The following is a 15,999-nucleotide window of genomic DNA, read 5'->3' as shown; positions in this document are numbered from 1 at the left end:
TTTGTAGTCCGCGGCTCTGAACGGTCGTCCAACGATTAATCGGCAGGACGAAGCGAGAGCCGCGGACTACAAAGTCCGCGCTACAGCTACAGTAGCAGCAGGCCTTTTTCGCGCAGCAGCTGCCAGGCAGGGCTGATGAGGAAGGCGTCGAAGGAGCCCGCGGCGGCGGGGAAAGTGGCGGCGGCTTCTTTTAGCAGCAGCTTGGTGTCGTAGTCGTGGCTGAGTTGCACGAGTAGCTCGTGCAGCCAGCGGCCGGCGGCTTCGGGGGCTTTCACCTCGAAATCTTCGGCTTGCTCGTAACAGGTGAGCACGGCGCGGGCCCCTTTTTTGCCGGCTTCGACGCGCAACTCGGGGGCGTTGCCGAGCCAGAACAGGCGCTGGTTCTGCTTGGCGAAGTCGGGCTTTTCGGGGGCTTGCAGGGCCTGGGCCACCAGTTGGCGCGGGGTAGTGGTTTTGGGCGTTTTGAAGTCGAACCAGAAGCCCAGCGGCTCGTCGAGGGCACGCCGTGGAGGTAGTTGTAGAGGCTTTTGGCCAGGCCGGGGCCGAAGGCTTCGTGGTCGGTGCCGAGCGGGTCGTCGTGCCAGAGGTCGTTCCAGGCGAAGCCGGCGGGCTCGGGGCCCACGGCGGCCACCTGGTACTTGGCCGGGTTCTTCCCCACCGGTGAGTGGGCCGTCATCGAGAAGCGGTGCCAGTAGCCGCTCTGCACCACGCCGGCCGCAAACAGTTGCCGCACAACCTCCAACGAATCAACGGTTTCCTGAGCGGTTTGGGTGGGGAAGCCGTACATGAGGTAGGCGTGCACCATGATGCCGGCCTGCGTGAAACCCTCTGTGACGCGCGCCACCTGGCCGATGGTGACGCCCTTTTCCATCAGCGCCAGCAGGCGGTCGGAGGCCACTTCCAGGCCCCCCGAAATAGCGATGCAGCCCGAAGCGGCCAGCAGCCGGCACAGGTCGGGCGAGAAGGTTTTTTCAAACCGAATATTTCCCCACCACGTGATGGCCACGCGGCGGCGGAGCAGCTCCACGGCCAGGTCGCGCAGGGCCAGGGGCGGGGCGGCCTCGTCCACGAAGTGAAAGCCGGTTTGGCCGGTCTGGGCAATGATTTGCTCAATGCGGTCCACGAGCAGCGTGGCCGGTGCGGTTTCGTAGCGGCTGATGTAGTCGAGCGTGACGTCGCAAAACGAGCAACGCTTCCAGTAGCAGCCGTGGGCCACGGTGAGCTTGTTCCAGCGGCCGTCGCTCCAGAGGCGGTGCATGGGGTTCAGCACTTCCAGCACCGAGAGGTAGTCGCGCAGCGGCAGGTCGGAGTAGTCGGGCGTGCCCACTTCGGGGTGCGGCACGTCGGGGTGCGGGTGGTTGACGTACTGAATATCGCCCGCGTCGTCGCGCAGAAACGTGCGTTGCAGCTCGCATTGCGGGATTTTGCCGGCCCAGAAATCGAACAGCCGCAGCCAGGGGCCCTCGCCGTCGTCGAGGGTGAGGTGGTCGATGTAGTCGAAAAAGCGCGGCTCCTTGATGGTGCGCAGCTCGGTGTTGGGGTAGCCGCCGCCCATGATGGTGCGCGTTGCGGGGCGGGTTTGCTTGATGCGCTGGGCCAGGCGCAGGGCCCCGTAGAGGTTGCCGGGGAAGGGCACGGTGAACCCCACCACGTCGGGCTGCGTGCGGGCCAGCAGCGCGTCCAGCTCCTCCAATAGCAAGGTGTCCAGCAAATTAGCGGGGGCTTGCAGGGCCTGGTGCAGCGGCTCGAAGCTGGTGGCGGAGAGGGCCAGCTTTTCGGCGTAGCGCGAGAAGCCGAAGTGGGGCCCCACGGTTTCCTTGATGAGGTCGGCCAAGTCCTCCAAATACAGCGTGGCCAGGTGGCGGGCCTGGTCGGTGAGGCCCATGGTGCCGAAAGCGGTTTCGAGGTCGGCCACGTTGTCGAAACGGCTGGCTTCGGGCAGGAAGCGGCCGTGGCAGATGCGCGGGGCCAGGGTCAGGTCTTTGTTCTGCAAAAAGCGCACGACCGGTGCCACGGTGGCCAGGTAGCGGTTTTGCAGCCGTAGCATCCGCTTGGCGTTATCGCTGAGGTTGAAATCACCGGCTTCAATCTCGGCAAAAACGCGCTTCAGCCCGTCTACCGAAAACAAGCGTAGCACCAGCTGCAAGCCCAGGTCGGCCTGCGCCACGTCGTAGCCGCGCCCCTTCAAAAACCCCTTGATGTAGGCCGTGGCCGGGTACGGGGTGTTGAGCTGCGTGAGCGGCGGGGTGATGAGCAGGATTTTGGGAGCGGCGAGCGACACGGTAGGCTTCAACCCGGCCAAGGGGCCCCGGGTTCAGTAGGTACAAAGGTCGGGCAGAATCGGCAGGTAGTGATTGCGGATTGAAACGGCCCGGGCTGCTGGCTTTTCGCCGGCTGCCCGGTAATCGCCAGGGCCCCCAGGGGCTACCCATGCGATTCCGCGATAGTTTTAAACGGGGTGGTCCGGCGAATTGCCCGAAGGGCTTCGTCGGGCCACTCTGACTGAAGAACAGCGGTTCCGGGGCGTCGCAAGAGTGGCCCGACAATGGAAAAAGTCGCCGGACCACTCCATTTCAGACCGCTGCCGACAACTCAACGTTTAGTGGGCAGCCGGCGAAAAAGCCGGCAGCCCGCCCAGCGTCCCGTGCCCCGCGGCTACATCTTCATGCCCCCCATTTTGCTACCACCCATTTTGCCCATGCTCATCCAGGGCGCGTTCAGGCGCACGTACACCGAGGCCGAGAGGGGCACGTCGCCGTAGAGCGGGCGCAGCGCGGCGGCCGGCACGTAGCCCGTTACCTGGCCGCCGATGTGCATCTCGGGGCCCCGGAAGTCGTCGCGGGTGAGGCGGTAGCTGGCCCCCAGCGTGAGGGTGTGGATGTTGAACACGGCGGCTTCGCCAAAGCCGGTGGTTATGAGGGCTAGCTCCTCGCTGTCTTTCTGCACGAACTCGTAGCGGCCGTAGAAGGTGGGGCGGCCCAGGGTGAGGTTAGTTTCGGCCAGCACGGCGTGCTCGGGGTGGGCGCCGTGGCCCTCGTTCATGCCCCAGACCAGGGCCGAGGCGATGTAGTGGCGGTTGGCGCCCAAGCTGTGGCTGTGCAGAATGCTGGCCGTGGTGCGGGTCACGTTTTCGTCGGGGTGCAGGTCTTCGGGGCTCTTAATGAAGGCGCGGCTGACTTGCAGCGCCAGCTCGCGGCTGGGGTTCCAGTTCAGGCGCGCGGCCCAGGAATCGGCGCGGGGCTTGTCGAAATCGTAGCGGTACTGGTCGGGCTCGCGGCCGGTGAAGTTGCTGCCTTCCAGCTTGAACTGCTTATAGCGCACGCCCAACGTGGCCACCCCGAAAGTGATGTGCGTGGCGTCGGTCCAGTGGTGGGAGAGGGGCGCGTCGGGGTTGGGCATGGCCGAAATGCGGTGCATGAACGCCACCGGCCCAACGGCCGGCTCGCCGGGGTAGCCCAGGTACAGGCTCACGTCCACGTCCTGGTTCACGGCGTGCACGTAGCCCACGCTCAGGCCCGAAAACAGGTCGTGCGGGTGCTGCTTGTCGATGAGCGGCTGGCCCTTGTAGCTCTCGCCGGTTTGGAACAGCAGCGGGTAGCCGCCGCGGGTTTCCGTCAGCGCGTCGAGCGACATCATTAGCGTCAGGTTCAGCAGGCCGTGGGCCCCCACGTTGCGCTGGGCCATGGCCATGCCCCAGTTGGGGCCGTCCACGGCGTTGGCGTGGCCGCGGCCGCTGCTGTGGTTGAAGTTCTGGCTGGTGTAGCGGCCGTAAGCCTGGCCGTGGGCCATCACCATCCAGGGGCCTTTGTGCGTCATCCACATGTACATGGGCGTGGCGTCGGGCTGCCAGCTGGTGGCCGAGCCGTTGCGGCTCATGGGCAGGTTGCGCGAGGTGGCGGCCGACATGGTGGGGCCGTCGTCGGCGCCGCCCATGTCCATTCCCGCGTGGTTCATGCCGCTCATGCTCCCGTGGTCCATGCCGCTCGTGGGGGGCATTGGCTTTTTGGGGCGGGTGGTGTCGGCGGGCACGGGCATGTTCATGCCCGGCATGGTGGTTTGGGCACGGGCGGGGCCCCCAGCAGGCCAGTGGCGAGCAGCACCAGGGCCGCGGCACGGGACGAAGCAGGAGCGAAGAGCGTCGAAGTGTTCATGCTGCTAGAACGCTCGTTCGCCTCACCCGGTTTTCACGCGGGCCAACACAATTCGGCCTGAGGTCCTCTACGATTTGGGGCCCTGCCCGAATGGTGTTGGCTTTTGGCAGAATCCTGCACGGCGCTGGCGGCCGGGGCCCCGTAAACCAGAACGAGCGGCCCGTTGTCGCTTCTTACTCAACCTATTCCTGCCCCGTATATGGCCATTTCCACTGCCCCCCGCCCCGCCCACCAAGACGTGCTTGATGCCCTCGCCCGCTGCGTAGCCGCCTGCGAGCACTGCGCCACTGCTTGCCTCGGCGAAGACAACATCCAGATGATGGTGCCCTGCATCCGCCTTGACCGCGACTGCGCCGACATCTGCCGCCTCACCGCCGCCTTCATCGCCCGCGGCTCCGACCACGCCAAGCACGTACTCAAGGAGTGCATTGAAATCTGCCAGAAGTGCCACGACGAATGCGCCCAGCACAAGCACCAGCATTGCCAGGAGTGCGCCGCTGCCTGCAAAGCCTGCCTCGAAGCCTGCAAGTCGTACAGCTAGCGCTGTAGCGTGGACTTTGTAGTCCGCGGCTCTGAACGGTCGTTGCCCGGTTGTCCGGCGGCTGCCGTCAGGACGAAGCGAGAGCCGCGGACTACAAAGTCCGCGCTACATCGTTCAACCAAAAAAAGGGGCCCCTGCCAAACCGGTGGGGGCCCCTTTTTGCAGTTAGAACCGCTGCCTTACAGCGAATCCAGCGATAGGCGCGGGGGCAGGGCCTGGCGGCGGAACTCACTGACGGAGTGGCCCGTAACCTGGCGAAACTGGTTGCTCAGGTGCTGGCCCGAGCTGTAGCGCATCTGGTCGGCAATCTGGTTCAGGGTCAGCTCGCCGTAGCTGAGCAGCTCCTTCACGTGCTCAATCTTGAGGCGAATGAGGTACTTCTCGATGGTGAGGTGCGCGGTGCGCGAGAACACCTTGCTCAGGTGCGAGTAGGTGGCCGCCAGCCGCTCAGTAAGAAAGGCCGAGGTGGTGAGCGGCGAGCGGGCCGTGCGCAGGTGCTCGAGGTAGTCGGCGAGCAGGGTTTTGATTTGCTCGGTGAGCTGCTCGGCGCGGCCGCGCAGCAGCTCAAAGCCGGCAGCTTCGAGCAGCGGGGCCACGGTTTCGGGGTCGAACGGGGTGGTAGCGTCGAGCTCCGCGGTGCCCAGCGTCACGGTTTTGGTCTTGTAACCGGCGCGCTCCAGCAAGTTGTGTACGGCCTCAACGCAACGGGGGCACACCATGTTTTTGATGTATAGCAGGTTCGTGGACATAGAGCTAACGTGTTGAAGACCGCCCAACGGCGGCAGTTGAAGATGCAGAACGAACAGGGCCCCGGGCCGGGGCCGGGCGGGGCCGGCGGGCTGCCGGGGCGGGCGACGAAGCCGCCCAGCCCCGGCCAAACCAGTGGCCGGTGGCCCAGCCCACAAACGGCACCACGGCCAGGAAGGTAACCGCTAGGAGCCAGAAAAAGATAAAGAACGCCGGGGCCAGCCGGCCGAAGAAATGCCCGTCGGCCCCGAACACGTAGCCCACCAGCGCCAGCGCCAGCCCGAGGCTGACCGCCGCTAGCACGCCCACCCGCCGCCACGGCCCAGGGGCGAGGATACGGGCAAAGCGCAGGCGCGGCGGCTGGGGCATGGGAAGCGGTTGGGCAGGTGAAATTACACGGAAATTTGCAAGGGCCCCGCGGGCCGGGCCGCTACAACGCGCACCCGCCCCGGAATAGTGCCCGCCGCTACGCCAGCACCGCCAGCAGCTCGCGCTGCAACGATTGGCCCTGGTCGGTGGTGTACCATTCGTTCATCTGGCGCACGATGGCGGCCGTGTGCTGCTCGGGGTCGGCGTGCAGGCGCTGGGCCAGCGCGTGGGCCTCGGCCGGGCGGGGGCCCCACTCGGCCACAGTGGCGCCGGTGGCCGCGTCCTGCATCACAAGCTTCGGGATGCTGTTTTTGCCGTTGGTTTGGTGGGCGGCCATGAACTCGGGGTGCTCGGAGCGCAGCAGCACGTGCAGGGCCACGCGGCCGCCGCTGCCCTCGGCCAGGTGGGCCAGCAGGGGCAGCTCGTGGGCGGTGTCGCCGCACCAGGCCTCGGCCAGCACCAGCCAGCGTTGGGGCGCGTCGAGGTGGCGCAGACGGTCCACTAGCTCGGGCAGCAGAGGCAGGGCGTAGGCGCGGTCGAGGTGCTGCTGGTTTTGCTCGGTGAAGCGCACCAGCGCGGGGCCCTGGTCGGGGCCACTGGTGCGGTGCTCGGTGGCCAGCGTGCCCACCAGCGCCCGGAACTCGGCGTAAGTATAGGCGGGGGCCGGCAAAGCGGCGGTAGCGGAAGCAGTGGACATAAACGGAGGAGAAGAGGCAAAACCGCTGGCCAAAATAACCGGCGGCCGGTTGCTTAACTAAACCCGGGGCCGGAGGTTGCGTTTATCTTTGCACCGGGGCGCTGCTGCCGGGCTGTTTCCACGCTTTACGCTTTTCGCTGCCATGAAAAATCGCCTTCGTTCCCTCCCCATCCTGCTGGCCGTTGCCTTCGCCGGCTCCCTGGCCGGTTGCAGCAACAACGCCGACACCCCCGGCGCCGTCAACGTCGAGCGCGCTGCTCCCAAGACCTTCGTTCCCAACGAAGGCAGCTCCGCCACGGGCGTTGGCGAAGATTCGGCCACGGCCGGCCTGCACCGCAACACGTCGGCCCAGCCCACCGGCGAGCAGCTCTACGAAAACGCCGATAACCGCGTCGACCGCGACCACGACGGCAAGGCCGACCACTAGCCCCGCGCTGCTTCCTCACGCCGTATCCACGGCTTTTCTTGTTTTTTATTACCCGTATGAAAACCCTCTTCCGTCCCCTCCTCCTGGTTGCCGCCGTGGCCACCGGCCTCAGCGTCAGCGCGTGCGGCGAAAAAAAATATGGTGCCGTCAATGTGGAGGAGAGCGGCCCCAAGCACGGCGACATCATCCAGGCCAACCCCAGCGGTGATTCCATCGTGGCCGGCCTGCGCCGCCCCAGCAAAACCAACACCCAGGAGCAAGGCTACGAGGCCGCCGATAGCCGCACCGACGGCAACCACGACGGCAAATCGGACAAATAGCACCCGCAACAAGTGCCACCTAACAACCCGCCGTGGCCCCCTGCCAAGGGGTTTGCGGCGGGTTGTTAATTGATGCCCGTTTGCTGGCTAGCGCCGGAAGCTGAGGCCCAGGAAATACTCGCGGTCCACGCCGTGGGTGACGGGCAGGTGGGCGCCAAAGTCCAGCTGCACGTTGTCGCTGATGTCGATCTGGGGCCCCAGGTTGATGGAGCTGCGCCACGACGCCTGGCGCACATCCCAGTACCCCACCAGCTCCACAAAGGCCTGGACCAGCTTAGTGAACTGGTAGTCAGTCGTAAAGGTGGGCGTGAACTGGAGGTAGCGCGCCTGCGTGTCGCGGTCCCAGTACACGGCGGCGGCCACCTGCCCGCCAATGCCCCAGGCCTTGGTAAGCTGGAATACCCCGGGCAGCACCGCGCCGTACTCCACGGCCCCGTCGCCGCGGGGGCCCCCGGTGGGCAGCGTCACGTAGCCGAGCAGGCCCAGGGCCCAGCGGCTGTCGTCGTCGCCCACCAGTGTGTGCTTGAGGCGCAGCGTCACGTCGCCGAAGCCGCGGTGCACCTCCGACTGGCTGGGGTCGGCGTCGTCGTAGCTGCGGGTGTCGGTGTACGAGTCGAGGCCGACCTGCAAATCGGTGCGGTTGGTGAGGCCGATTTTGGCCAGCGCGTGGTTCACGTACCAGTCGTGGCCGTAGGTTGGGCCCTCGCGGCGCGTCAGCAGGCGCAGGGCGTCGGTTTCGTACTGGAAGTGGCCCGCATCCACCGAGTACGGGCTTTCGGTGATGCCGGGGCGGTCGGGCACCATCGGCCGCATGTACTTGCGCGGCGTGGGCCGGAAAATGGTGTAGTGGCTCTTGTCGACGCTCACGGTGTCGTTCATTAGGGGCTTTTTGGCGCCGTTTGCCTGCTGGGTTTCTGGTTTTTGGGCGTGCGCCGGGCGGGCCACCGCCAGCGCCAGGCCCAGGGATAGGTAGCGTAGCTTCATCGAGTAGATTAAAACAACATTAAAAGGTGGCCCGCATACGCAGCGCCCGCCCCGGCGGCCGAATTAGGGCCCCGGGCCGGCCATTGGTGCTTCGCTAATTGGCGGCGTGCCGGGGACGCTGACCCCCCGGCGCTTCCCGGGTAGCAGCCGCTTCCCGGGGCCCCGGGGCTTCCTAGACAGAAGGCCAATAAGCCATCCGCCATCAGCCAAAAGCCATCAGCTAAAACGGTACTACCACTTTCACGCTCAGGTTGCGGCCGGGGCTGTAAATGCCCAGCCGGCCGCCGGGCGCAGCCGCGTAGTACTCGAAGTACTTGAGGCGGTTGAGGTGCGCTTGGTAGGCTACGTTGAAGAGGTTATCGGCTTGCAGCACCAGCTGCACGGCTTCGCGGCCGCCCCGGGTGCGCAGGCTGGTGCCCAGGCCCGCGCCGCAGAGGGCGTAGCCGGGGGTGCGGGTTTCGGCGCCGTCCACGGCGTAGAAGCGGTTTTGGGTGGCCGTGGCATCCAGGTTGAAGCGGAAGTAGCTGGCCGTGAAGAGCGTGCCGATCCGCTCGGGCGCGGTGAGGCGCAGCTCGCGCGCGCCGATGGGGCCGGAATGAGGGGCAGGTAGCGGCCGGCCGTGCCCACCCGCTCGCGCAGGGCGGCGTTCTCGTTGCGGCCGATAACCAGGGCCGCGCCGGTGCGCAGGCTCGCCCAGGGTAGGGCCGTGGGGTGCAGGTTAAAGGCCAGCTCGCCGCCGTAGAGGTTGGCCGCCGCCTGCTCAAACTGGTAGGTAGAGTTGCCCACCGCATCGCGCAGGGGCTGGCCGTCGGCGTCGTACTGCCGGGCCTGGTAAATGAAGTTCTCGACGTGGTTGTAAAACACCTCCACGCTGCCCTCCAAATCGGGCGATTTATAGAGCAAGCCCAGGTCTTCCTGCCAGTTAAACTCGGGCACGAAATCCCGGTTGCCCAGGTAGATGATGTGGGCCCCGGGGTCGAGGCCGTTGGAGCCGATTTCGGGGATGTTGGGGGCCCGGTAGCCGCGGGCCACGTTGGCCCGCAGCACCAGCCGCTCGCCCAGGGCGTAGCTGCCGCCCAGGCTGGCCGACAGGCCATTATAGGTGCGCGCAAAGGCGGCAAACTGCTGGCGGGCCCCGGGGCCCCCGGCCCCCACGGCCTGCTCAAACCCGTTGGCCGGGTTGGGGCCCACGTAGAAGTCGGGCCAGCTGACGCGGCGGGTGTCGTAGCGCAGGCCACCGGTGAGCTCCAGGGCCCCAAACGCCTTTTTCAGCAGCCCGAACCCGCCCAAATCGAACAGCCGGAAGGGCGGAATGGGGAAGTCGGTGGCGTGGAGGTGGCGGTTGTCCTGGCTCATGCCGCCCGCGCCCACCGTCAGCTCGTAGCCGCGCCAGGCATCGAAGAGGTAGCGCGCCTGGTAGTTGGCGGTGGTCAGCTGCAGGTCGAGGCCCGGCTGGGCGGGGTTGGTGGGGTGGTTGAACTCCTGGCGGTGGTTTTGCTGCACGCCCAGCAGCGCCCGCAGCTCGCCGGGCCCCAGCCGGATTTCGGTGGTGCCAAAGGCCCGGTAGTGCTGGATGCGCTGGCGCAAGTCGCTGATGCCGTAGCTATTCAGCTCGTGGCCGCTCACCAGGGGTCGGTTCTTGATATCGTCGCGGTTGCCCTCGAATACCTGCCGGGTAAAGCGCCGGCTCAGCGAGTCGCGGCTGCCGTCGGGTATTTCCTGGCGGTCGTCGTAAGTCGATAGCCACAGGTGCGCGCCGCCCCACTTTTTTTGCACGCCCACCATGCCGGTCACCTGCACTTCGCGGAAGCCGGTGTTGTACACCAGGCCGTCCACGGGGTTGCGGTAGTCGCGGGCCTGGCGGCGGCTGCCGCGCAGGCTGGCCTGCAAGCCGTTTTTCTGGTAATCGAAAGCCAAGGAGTTTCCGATCAGGCCGTTCACGCCCTGGTACTCGGCCAGCGCCTCGCCGTGCAGCTCGCCCTCGGGGCCCCGGGGCAGGGCCGGCAGCAGGTTTACCACGCCCGCCACGGCATCGGAGCCGTAAAGCAGGCTGGCCGGGCCCTTCACCACTTCCACGCGGTCCACGCCGTAGCCGTCTACCTCAATGCCGTGCTCGTCGCCCCACTGCTGCCCCTCCTGGCGCAGGCCGTTGAACATGGTGAGCACCCGGTTGTAGCCCAGTCCGCGAATGAAGGGCTTGCTGACGTTGGGCCCCGAGGTCACGGCGCTCAGGCCCGGAATGCCGCGCACCGCCGCATCAATAGCGTTGGCGTTAGCATTGAGGCGGATTTCCTTGCCCGACAGGGCCGCAATGGGCACCGGCGAGCGCCGAATTTCGGTGGTCCGGCCCACGCCCGTCACCACCACTTCGGCCAGCGCCTTGCCCTCAGCCTTTATTCTAATGGTCAAGGGCTTATTGGCCGGAAGCGTGACACTGAGGCTGGTGGTGGCGTAGCCCACGGCGCTTACTTGCAGCCGCTGCGCGCCGGCCGGTAGGTTGGGCAGCGTGAAGCGGCCGTGGTCGTCGGCCGCAGTGCCCTGCGCCAGGGCCGGCACGGCCACGCTGGCAAAGGGCACCGGACGGCCGTCGGCGTCCTGCACCTGGCCGCGCAGGCTCGGGGCCTGGGCACGGGCCAAAATCGGGATAAGTAGCAGCAGGAGAATAAGTTGCTTCATAAAATCCACGAATTGAAGAGGCACAACAAAGCCGACAACGGCTGCAAAGCCGCTTGAAAAAGCATCCGGGTTGAAGGGATTGAAGGGTATGGGCTACCCGCAGCCGGTACTGGGGCAGTGCTGATAGGCCCCGGCTGAACTGGGGCCCCAAACGTCAGGTAAATATGTAAATTATTGTACCATAAATAGTTGTGTATCGCATAAGCCGTTTGCGCTGGGCAATACTTTTTCCATTCCCACATCCGGTGGGGTCGCGGGGGCCCTAAAACAGGAAAAACGGAGCAATCAGCAGCCTAACCGGGGGGCGTGCGGTCGGCTACTCATTGCCGGCAAACGTCTGGTAAAGCAGGTAGGCGTTCAGCACCAGGATGATGGCCGCCACCACCCAGGCCGTGATGCGCAGCCAGGGCCGGTTCACAAACACGCCCATTTTGAGCTTGTCGTTGGTAAAGAGCACCAGCGGAATAACGGCAAACGAGAGTTGCAGCGACAGGATAACCTGGCTGAGCACCAGCAGCTCGCCGGTTCCTTTTTCGCCGTAGAGCAGCGCCACGATGAAGGCCGGCACCACCGCCAGTAGCCGCGTGATGAGCCGCCGCAACCAGGGCCGCAGCTTGATGTGCAGGAAGCCCTCCATCACCACCTGCCCGGCCAGCGTGCCGGTGAGCGTGGAGCTTTGGCCCGAGGCCAGCAGCGCAATGGCAAACACCACGCTGGCCGCGCCCGCGCCCAGCACCGGCGTCAGCAGTTTGTGGGCGTCGGCAATGTCGGCCACGTTGTCGTAGCCCTTGCCATGGAAGGCGGCGGCGGCCGTAACCAGGATGGCCGCATTCACGAAAAACGCCAGCCCCAGCGCCACCGTCGAGTCGATGGTGGCAAACTTGATGGCCGAGCGCTTGCCCGGCTCGGTGGGCTCAATCTGGCGCACCTGCACGATGGCCGAGTGCAGGTATAGGTTGTGCGGCATCACGGTGGCCCCCAGGATGCCAATGGCCACGTAGAGCATGGCCGGGTTGCTCACCACTTCCGGCCGCGGCACCAGCCCGCCGGCCAGCCCCAGCCAGTCGGGGTGCGAAACGATAATCTCGTAGAGAAAGCAAACGAAAATGGTGAGGATAAGCGCTGCCACTAGGCTCTCAATCACCTTGAAACCTTTGCTTTGCAGCAGTAGGATAAGCAGCACGTCGAAGGTGGTGAGCACGATGCCCCAGGTGATGGGCAGGCCAAAGAGCAGGTTGAAGGCGATGGCCGAGCCAATGACTTCGGCCAGGTCGCAGGCGGCGATGGCAATTTCGCAGAACACCCACAGCACCATGGCCACGGGCTTGGAGTAGTGGTCGCGGCAGGCCTGGGCCAGGTCGCGCCCGGTAACCACGCCCAGCTTCACGGCCAGGTGCTGCAACACCATGGCAAACAGGTTGCTGAGCAGCACCACGCTCAGCAGGGTATAGCCAAACTTGGCGCCGCCCGCAATGTCGGTGGCCCAGTTGCCGGGGTCCATGTAGCCCACCGATACCAGCAGCCCGGGGCCCCAGTAGGCCCGGAACTTTTGCCAGAACGACGCCCCCTCGCCCGGCACCGTGATGCTGCCGTGCACTTCGCTCAGCGAGGTGCCCCGGCGGGGGTGCCGCCAGCCCGGCTCGGCGGGCGGCGCAACGGGCGGCGCAACGGTGGGCAAGGCGGCAGGCACGGCAGTGGCGGGAGTAAACTCAGTCATAGTACACTACAAAGGTAGAGCAAATTTTTAGGCTAGTCTAAAAATTAATTTTAAACGCCCTAAAATACGGAAAATTTCGGAAAAAGTTAGGGGCCAACCGGTGGCCGGGGCCCCGAAAGCGCGACCTTTGCCGGCCCGTTTCGCTTTTGCAGGATAATGGCTAGGCGAAATGAAATTGCCACTTTAGTAGGGGCAACTTGTTGCTAATCAAATAAAAGCTAGCCACTGAAAGCTGCTGGCTAACTACTTATGACTGCGCTGGCCCAAACCAAAACCCGCCTCGGCTTGCTCTCCCTCGTGGTGAGCGTGGCCTTGGTGGCCATCAAATTCTACGCTTACCACCTCACCCGCTCGCAAGTGGTGCTGACGGATGCGTTGGAGAGCATCATCAACATTTTCACCAGCGGCTTTGCCCTGTACAGCCTGTACTTGGCCGGCCTGCCCAAAGACGAGAACCACCCCTACGGCCACGGCAAAATCGAGCACCTGTCGGTGGGCTTCGAGGGGGCCCTAATTTTTATTGCCGGGGCCTACATCCTGTACTCGGCCACGGGCAGCCTGCTGCACCCGCACGCGGTGGCCCGGCCCAGCTGGGGCGTGGCGCTGCTGGCTACCACGGCGGTGGCCAACCTGGGCCTGGGCTTGTACCTGGTGCGCCAGGGCAAGGCAATGAACTCGGTGGCCCTGGTGGGCGACGGCCAGCATTTGTATATCGACGCCCTCACGTCCATCGTGTCGTCGGGGGCCCTGCTGCTGGTGGCGGCTACCGGCATCGAGCGCATCGACGGCGGGGCGGCCCTGCTGCTGGGCGGCTTTATTCTGGTGAACGGCGGGCGCATGGTGGGCCGCTCGGTGGCGGGCCTGATGGACGAAACCGACACGGCCGTGGTCACGGAGGTCATCGCCGAGCTGCAGGCCCACCGCCGGGCCCCCTGGATTGACGTGCACAACCTGCGCGTGCAGCGCTACGGCGCCAACCTGCACATCGACTGCCACATGCAGATGCCCTACTACTTCAGCCTGGAGCACGTGCACACCGAGCTGCACGACATCGAGGAGCTGATCCGGGCCAAGTTCGCGGTGGAAGTGGAGATGTTCGTCCACGCCGACCCGTGCACGTTTGCCGCCTGCTCGCTCTGCCGCATGGCCGACTGCCCGGTGCGCGTGCACCCCTTCGAGCACGAGGTGGTGTGGGAGCTGCACAACGCCGTGCGCAACGAGCGCCACCGCCTGTAGCGGCTGGGCGAGTTGGCGGTTGCTCGCGGCCGGTTATCAGGTTGGGGCGGCGGTAAAGGCCAAATTACCCCCGAAACCGCACTGCTTGCGTTTTACTGAGACATACCGGGCGGCCTGTTTTGCCTCTCTGGTTCGGCTGCTCTGGTGCAAGAATTAGGCTGTTTTCGGCCCAGTAATTCTTAGTAAATTCCCAGTTACTTTCGTGTTGAACTCTTTGGTTAACACTTTCCTCTCGTTTCCGATGACTTTTCGCTCCTTCTACCTTGTGGCGCTTACGGTTGCGGCCTTTTCTGTCTCCGCTTGTAAAAAGGACGAACCGGCTCCTACCACGGGTAACCTCAACCTGACGGTTACCTACGATTCCATCTACGTTGGCTATTCCCTCTTCACGGAAGAAGGTTGGCTGATTCGCACGACAACCGGTACTGGCAGCGCATTGCGCAGTGGCCCATTTACCGGCTCGCCACCACCAATCACAAACACCCGCCTGAAAACCACTGTCATTTTAAACGGCTTAAATCCAGGAAACTACGAATTCGTAGTTAATGCTTCGACGGCCCAAAGTGTGCAGGTAACCGCTGGACAAACCAAATTCTATACATTCGACTTGTAGCAGGGGGCAACCCCAGAAACAGGTGGCAATGCATAGTGAGTCAGTTGATTAATAGACCATCAAAAGTTAAAACGCTCTACAGTACAAGGCTTTAAGCACCTTTCCACTGCCCTGCGATAATAGCCATGGGCCAGCAGCGCTAGCTCGTGGGCCTGCGGGTGGCCCGGCAAAAGGGCACCGGCGGCGTAACCGACGTACCCTCCGAAACGCTGACGCTGGCCCGCCGCTTCTGAGCCGCTGGGCCCCCGGCGCTTCGCCCTTACCTTGGCCGGTGTACGCTACTTTTTATCATGGCCAGCACGCCAGACGACCACCACGAACCCGCCGGGGATGGGGCCCCCGCCGCCGCCCTCATCGGCCTTGCTCCCACTAAAGTGGCCGCCCCCGGCCGGCGCCAGCGCTTGGCTGGGGCGGCGGCCACCACGGCCACCAAGCTACTGCCTCTGGTGGCCCTGCTCGACGCCGTGCAGCCCACCGCGGCGCAGGAATCGGTGTTTCGCGTGCGGCGCAAGCGGATTCAGGTGCACCTGGCCCTGGTACGCAAGGAGTTGCAGGCCGAGCGGCCGCGCCGCCGGGCCCTGGCCCACGCCTTCCAAACCCTGGCCTACCTGGTGCGCGAGGAAACCCGCGACATCAGCCCCGACGAGCTAAAGCAGGCCGCCAAAGAAGTGGCGCTGGCCACCCTCAAAAACGCGCCTGCCCTCCTCAACGCCGCCCATCAGGCGCGGCTGCTGTCGTAGGGCCCCGGCCGCTTACTTGCCGGGGTCCCCTTGCACCACGAGCACCGCGCAGCCGCGTAGGGGCGTGCCCTGTGCGCTCAGCCTCTCGGCCACGATTTGGAACGTGCCGCCGGCGTCGGCAGTGAAGAAAGACAGCTGGGCCTGGCCGCTGGCGTCGGTGCGCACGGTGGGGGCCCAGTAGAGGGTGGTGTAGCGCGGGTCGGGCCGGGTGGCCGGCGCTTCGTAGCGCGGGGCGTAGAACTCACGGGCCCGGTAGTAGCCCGGTATTTGGGCCGAAAGCACACCGGCGCGGGCCGCGGCAAACTGCGCCTGCGGGTCCACGGCGTACGACGGGCCGGCCTGGCGTGTGTACGCGGCGATGACGCCCCCGTAGCCCTGGCTGCCGAACATGGCCGCCGCGTTCTGGTTCAGCACGTCGATGGTTTCTACTTCGCGCAGCGGGAACGACGTAAAAACATCAGCCGGCACAATGGCCCCATCAATCAAAAACAGCGGCTGCACCAGGCCAAACCCGCCCGTGGACTGGTCCTGCAAGGTGGAGCTTTGGCGGATGTTGATGCTGTTGCCCGACACGGCTACGCCCGCCACGCGCCCTTGCAGGTACTGGATCAGGGTGCGGCTTTCGGCGTTTTTGGCCAGGTCGCCCACTTGCAGCACCACGGCGTTGCGGTTGGAGTAGGGGCGGGTGGCGCCGTCGGCCGGGGGCCGCTGGCCGCGCACGCGCACATCGCCCAGCGCCACCTGCTGGCCCGCGGCAATGGGGTAGCGCAGCGCCAGGGCG

15 protein-coding genes and 1 pseudogene are annotated in these 15,999 nt (G+C 65.3%); 6 read left to right on the top strand and 10 right to left on the bottom strand.

Annotation, left to right across the window (positions count from 1 at the left end):
• Positions 1-86: 86 nt before the first annotated feature.
• Both BEN49_RS02300 and BEN49_RS02295 read right to left on the bottom strand, forming a co-directional pair.
• Positions 87-2,281, bottom strand: a pseudogene (locus BEN49_RS02300) (B12-binding domain-containing radical SAM protein).
• A gap of 374 nt (positions 2,282-2,655) precedes the next feature.
• The gene (locus BEN49_RS02295) at positions 2,656-4,041 is read right to left on the bottom strand and encodes a hypothetical protein (RefSeq protein ID WP_125916428.1); all 1,386 of its coding nucleotides are present in this window, start codon (positions 4,039-4,041) and stop codon (positions 2,656-2,658) included.
• Positions 4,042-4,350: 309 nt separating this feature from the next.
• Between BEN49_RS02295 and BEN49_RS02290 the strand changes: the two genes are divergently transcribed.
• Complete coding sequence (locus BEN49_RS02290; protein WP_070740199.1) at positions 4,351-4,692, top strand: four-helix bundle copper-binding protein; 342 nt, start codon at positions 4,351-4,353, stop codon at positions 4,690-4,692.
• A 179-nt stretch (positions 4,693-4,871) separates the two neighbouring features.
• Here BEN49_RS02290 and BEN49_RS02285 read toward each other — a convergent pair whose 3' ends face one another.
• The 3 genes from BEN49_RS02285 to BEN49_RS02275 all read right to left on the bottom strand — a co-directional run bounded on the left by BEN49_RS02285 (position 4,872) and on the right by BEN49_RS02275 (position 6,505).
• Complete coding sequence (locus BEN49_RS02285; RefSeq protein ID WP_070740192.1) at positions 4,872-5,441, bottom strand: helix-turn-helix domain-containing protein; 570 nt, start codon at positions 5,439-5,441, stop codon at positions 4,872-4,874.
• 4 nt (positions 5,442-5,445) lie between these two features.
• Positions 5,446-5,808, bottom strand: coding sequence for a hypothetical protein (locus tag BEN49_RS02280; protein WP_070740189.1), 363 nt, complete (start codon positions 5,806-5,808; stop codon positions 5,446-5,448).
• Positions 5,809-5,905: 97 nt separating this feature from the next.
• A complete protein-coding gene (locus tag BEN49_RS02275) occupies positions 5,906-6,505 on the bottom strand; it encodes a thioredoxin family protein (protein ID WP_070740186.1) in 600 nt (199 codons plus the stop codon).
• Positions 6,506-6,647: 142 nt separating this feature from the next.
• Here BEN49_RS02275 and BEN49_RS02270 point away from each other — a divergent pair, with 142 nt between their 5' ends.
• Both BEN49_RS02270 and BEN49_RS02265 read left to right on the top strand, forming a co-directional pair.
• On the top strand, positions 6,648-6,932 hold the full coding sequence (locus BEN49_RS02270) for a hypothetical protein (RefSeq protein WP_125916426.1): 285 nt from the start codon (positions 6,648-6,650) through the stop codon (positions 6,930-6,932).
• Between the two features lie 56 nt (positions 6,933-6,988).
• Positions 6,989-7,252 carry a hypothetical protein gene (locus tag BEN49_RS02265; RefSeq protein ID WP_070740177.1) on the top strand — a complete coding sequence of 88 codons (264 nt, stop codon included), beginning with the start codon at positions 6,989-6,991 and terminating at the stop codon, positions 7,250-7,252.
• Between the two features lie 87 nt (positions 7,253-7,339).
• Here the strand turns inward: BEN49_RS02265 and BEN49_RS02260 are convergent, their stop codons facing one another.
• The 4 genes from BEN49_RS02260 to BEN49_RS02250 all read right to left on the bottom strand — a co-directional run bounded on the left by BEN49_RS02260 (position 7,340) and on the right by BEN49_RS02250 (position 12,629).
• Positions 7,340-8,236, bottom strand: a complete 897-nt coding sequence (locus tag BEN49_RS02260; protein ID WP_070740173.1) for a transporter — start codon at positions 8,234-8,236, stop codon at positions 7,340-7,342.
• Between the two features lie 220 nt (positions 8,237-8,456).
• Positions 8,457-8,609: a hypothetical protein gene (locus tag BEN49_RS30385; RefSeq protein ID WP_204376031.1), complete on the bottom strand. Its 153-nt coding sequence runs from the start codon at positions 8,607-8,609 to the stop codon at positions 8,457-8,459.
• Positions 8,579-10,912, bottom strand: coding sequence for a TonB-dependent receptor (locus BEN49_RS02255; protein WP_204376030.1), 2,334 nt, complete (start codon positions 10,910-10,912; stop codon positions 8,579-8,581). Before BEN49_RS02255 ends, BEN49_RS30385 begins: the two co-directional genes overlap by 31 nt.
• Positions 10,913-11,228: 316 nt before the next feature.
• Positions 11,229-12,629: an Nramp family divalent metal transporter gene (locus BEN49_RS02250; RefSeq protein ID WP_083325692.1), complete on the bottom strand. Its 1,401-nt coding sequence runs from the start codon at positions 12,627-12,629 to the stop codon at positions 11,229-11,231.
• A 249-nt stretch (positions 12,630-12,878) separates the two neighbouring features.
• Between BEN49_RS02250 and BEN49_RS02245 the strand changes: the two genes are divergently transcribed.
• The 3 genes from BEN49_RS02245 to BEN49_RS02240 all read left to right on the top strand — a co-directional run bounded on the left by BEN49_RS02245 (position 12,879) and on the right by BEN49_RS02240 (position 15,218).
• Complete coding sequence (locus BEN49_RS02245) at positions 12,879-13,865, top strand: cation diffusion facilitator family transporter (RefSeq protein WP_070740171.1); 987 nt, start codon at positions 12,879-12,881, stop codon at positions 13,863-13,865.
• Positions 13,866-14,106: 241 nt separating this feature from the next.
• A complete protein-coding gene (locus BEN49_RS26525) occupies positions 14,107-14,478 on the top strand; it encodes a hypothetical protein (protein ID WP_125916424.1) in 372 nt (123 codons plus the stop codon).
• Between the two features lie 290 nt (positions 14,479-14,768).
• The gene (locus BEN49_RS02240) at positions 14,769-15,218 is read left to right on the top strand and encodes a hypothetical protein (protein ID WP_070740166.1); all 450 of its coding nucleotides are present in this window, start codon (positions 14,769-14,771) and stop codon (positions 15,216-15,218) included.
• 12 nt (positions 15,219-15,230) lie between these two features.
• On the opposite strand, the gene BEN49_RS02235 is transcribed toward BEN49_RS02240, so the two are convergent.
• Positions 15,231-15,999, bottom strand: a 769-nt coding sequence (locus tag BEN49_RS02235; RefSeq protein ID WP_158022726.1) for a TonB-dependent receptor, incomplete at its 5' end; no start/stop codon positions are given.

The organism is Hymenobacter coccineus (assembly GCF_001816125.1).
Lineage (GTDB): Bacteria > Bacteroidota > Bacteroidia > Cytophagales > Hymenobacteraceae > Hymenobacter > Hymenobacter coccineus.
This window is presented reverse-complemented; position numbering and strand designations above follow the sequence as displayed.